The sequence below is a fragment of the Methylobacterium longum genome, assembly GCF_022179385.1.
GTDB lineage: Bacteria > Pseudomonadota > Alphaproteobacteria > Rhizobiales > Beijerinckiaceae > Methylobacterium > Methylobacterium longum.
On record NZ_BPQS01000112.1, the window covers coordinates 1 to 2,808 of the forward strand.

2 protein-coding genes and 2 pseudogenes are annotated in these 2,808 nt (G+C 66.5%); 1 reads left to right on the forward strand and 3 read right to left on the reverse strand.

Annotated elements, in window-relative coordinates; all coding sequences use genetic code 11:
* Positions 1-198: pseudogene (locus MFF58_RS31460) on the reverse strand (hypothetical protein); the annotation flags it as partial.
* 406 nt (positions 199-604) lie between these two features.
* Complete coding sequence (locus tag MFF58_RS31465; RefSeq protein WP_238294228.1) at positions 605-805, reverse strand: hypothetical protein; 201 nt, start codon at positions 803-805, stop codon at positions 605-607.
* Positions 806-1,257: 452 nt separating this feature from the next.
* Between MFF58_RS31465 and MFF58_RS32425 the strand changes: the two genes are divergently transcribed.
* Complete coding sequence (locus MFF58_RS32425; RefSeq protein ID WP_279603347.1) at positions 1,258-2,340, forward strand: methyl-accepting chemotaxis protein; 1,083 nt, start codon at positions 1,258-1,260, stop codon at positions 2,338-2,340.
* A gap of 359 nt (positions 2,341-2,699) precedes the next feature.
* On the opposite strand, the pseudogene MFF58_RS31475 reads toward MFF58_RS32425, so the two are convergent.
* Positions 2,700-2,808 (reverse strand): annotated as a pseudogene (locus MFF58_RS31475) (porin family protein); the annotation flags it as partial.

Consider the following 2,808-nt stretch of genomic DNA (forward strand, 5'->3'; position numbering starts at 1 on the left):
GCCGGTGAGCCACTCGAAATCCGGGCACAGCACCTGTTCGAGGCCGCGCGGCTGACCGGCCACGTCGTAGGCGCAGAACCATTTCACGTGCGCCTCGGCCGCGCCCGTGGCGGCGAGGAGCAGCAGCGGCGCAGCGAGGCCGGCAAGCGTGCCGGTACCTAAGCGACGTATCGGCCTGGGCGCTGAAACCCGAACCATGATGACCTCGGAGGACGTAGCGGGTACCGGCCCGCCTACGTATTTCCTCAAAATCGGGCTCTCGCGTCAACGAACCATTAACGAAGATTAGGAAGTGGTTAACGGCACAGCCTAGAGGCAAAACGGTACGCTGCGGAGCGGACGCGCTTAATTGCTGGGCTGCGTCCTGGCCGCTGCAGCCCGCCTATGCCCGACCGGCTCGGCACCCGTCTCGAATGCCCGACGGCGCACAAGCGCACGCTCATCCTGGCGGCGGCCGAGCCCGACGGCGTACCGACCGAGAGCGCCCTGCATCAGGTCGCAGAACCGGAGAACGTGATCGCTGCGGTCGAGGCGGAGGGGGCGAAGGAACCGAACGGCTGCGGCGGAGCTCCTGTGACGTTGAGCACTCGTCGCTCGATGCAGGCTACGGCCCCTCGGTCGCCAGCGCGCGCACCTTGAGGTCATCCAGATCGACCTCAGCGCCCTCCGATGAGGTCACGCGCACTGTGTATCCGCTCTCCTGAAGCTCTACGGTTTTCTCCCAAGCCTCCAGGGCGGTATCGACTTGGCTGCTGCTGGGTCCGGCCTGATTTGCGGCGTTCGTCCCGGAGATGATGTAGCCCATGGCTCCCTCCTGCTGGCTGCCGAGCATGCCCTGGCCCTTCCTGTGGGTCGTCGGCCTGGCCGTGGTGCGCGGATATGGGCTTAACATGGCGAGCGGCGGGCCAGTGTCGAGGCGGAGCCCTGATCAGGAAGCCAGTCGAGCCGCAGCCGCGCGAACGCGAGATCCATAGTGGGCTTGCCGTAGAGCGTGAGCGGCATCGGGCTGTGATGCGGGCGACACGCGCAACGGCTCCACGAGCCACCGGCCCGTTGCTCCCACTGAATACTCGTGCCCGTTGCGCATCCAAGTCGACGATGAGTACAATCTATCGTTGTAGGCGCCGAAGTTAACCGTCCACTTAGGACATAGTTAATCTAGCCCGATTATTATTATTGCCAATGTGTCGGGAAGCGGCTGACCGGGTGTAGTCGGAAGTCACTGGCCCGATGCTGATCCGGCATCGGGCAAGCGCTATGGGCTACGCCACCCTTCACGTCGTCCCGGCTTCGGGGAAGCCGAATGCTCCTGCCACTCTGGCAGAGGTCTCCACCCTGACCGAAGAGGTCAGACGCATCGCGCAGGACAAAGCCGGCCGCATCCAGCAGATCACCGCTCAGACCAAGATGCTGGCGCTGAATGCCCTTATCGAGGCTGCTCGTGCCGGGGAGCAGGGGCGCGGCTTCTCCGTCGTCGCGCAAGAGGTGCGCGCCATCGGTAGCGAGGTGGAGACCCTTGCCCGCGAACTGGAAACCCATCTCTCGACGCGGGTGAATGATCTGCAGCGCGCTGTCGATGCCATGGCTGGCCGGGCGCAGGATGAGCGCCTCGTCGATCTGGCGCTGAACGCCGTCGAGCTGATCGACCGAAATCTCTACGAGCGCACCTGCGACGTGCGATGGTGGGCGACGGACGCGGCCGTCACCACCTGCGCGGCGGCGCCGGACGCGGCCGCAGCCGCCTACGCCACCCAGCGCCTCGGCGTGATCCTGTCGGCCTACACCGTCTATCTCGACCTCTGGCTGTGCGACTTGGAGGGACGGGTCCTCGCCACCGGGCGACCGGACCGCTACCCGGATGTGCGCGGCCGCAGCGTCGCCGGTGAACCCTGGTTCCGGGAAGCGGTCCGTCTGTCCTCCGGAGACGATTACGTGTGTGCCGACGTGCGCCGGGAGACCGGCCTCGGCAACGCGCAGGTCGCAACCTACGCGGCGAGCGTGCGCGAGAGTGGTCGGGCGAACGGGCGGCCAGTCGGCGTGCTGGCAATCCACTTCGATTGGGAGCCGCAGGCGCGCGCGATCGTCGAGGGGGTGCGTGTGTCGCCGGAGGATCGTGGGCGGACACGGGTGCTGCTGATGGATGCGCGCCGACGCGTGCTGGCGGCTTCCGACGGACAAGGTGTGCTCAGTGAGACGCTGGCACTCGATCCGGCAGGTCGTGAGTGCGGTGTAGTGCGAGACGTTGGCTCAGGTTCGGTCCAGGCATACCACCGGACCCCCGGCTATGAGACTTACCTCGGCCAGGGCTGGTACGGCGTAATCCTTCAGCGGGGAGCGTAGAGGCGGCCCCTAACGACAACGGCGCAGCAACCTGGAAAGGCCGCTGCGCCGCTGGATCGGGCTGCCGAGGGGGTGATAGCAGCCACGTGGAAGAGCTACGCGCGAAGTGCGTTCCGCGATGTGCGTCCGAGCACAGCCCGCTTCAGGAGTCGGTGCCGTTCAGGTCCTGAACAGAAAACACCCCGGGAGCGGGTGCTCCCAGGGTGTCGCCGACCTCGCGGCCAGTTTGATCGGGCTGGGGATGCGAAGGTCAGCCGGACGGCTGCTCTTCTGCGGCGAGGGGCGATGGGGAGGACCAGCTACCCTTCGCCCTCTGCCGCAACTCCCGGGACAGATACCGGGAGCAGCTCGACCGGATCTCAGTACGAGCCGAACTTGTAGTTCAGGCCTGCGCGGACGACGGCGAACTCGTCGGAGCGGCGGCCGACCGGGCTGTAGAAGGCCGGGACGTTGGAGGCGGCGTTGATC

Bases quoted from the DNA above. Each gene is read 5' to 3' on its own strand.
- MFF58_RS32425 (WP_279603347.1), top strand. From the start codon at position 1,258: ATGGGCTACGCCACCCTTCACGTCGTCCCGGCTTCGGGGAAGCCGAAT.
- MFF58_RS31465 (WP_238294228.1), bottom strand. From the start codon at position 805: ATGGGCTACATCATCTCCGGGACGAACGCCGCAAATCAGGCCGGACCC.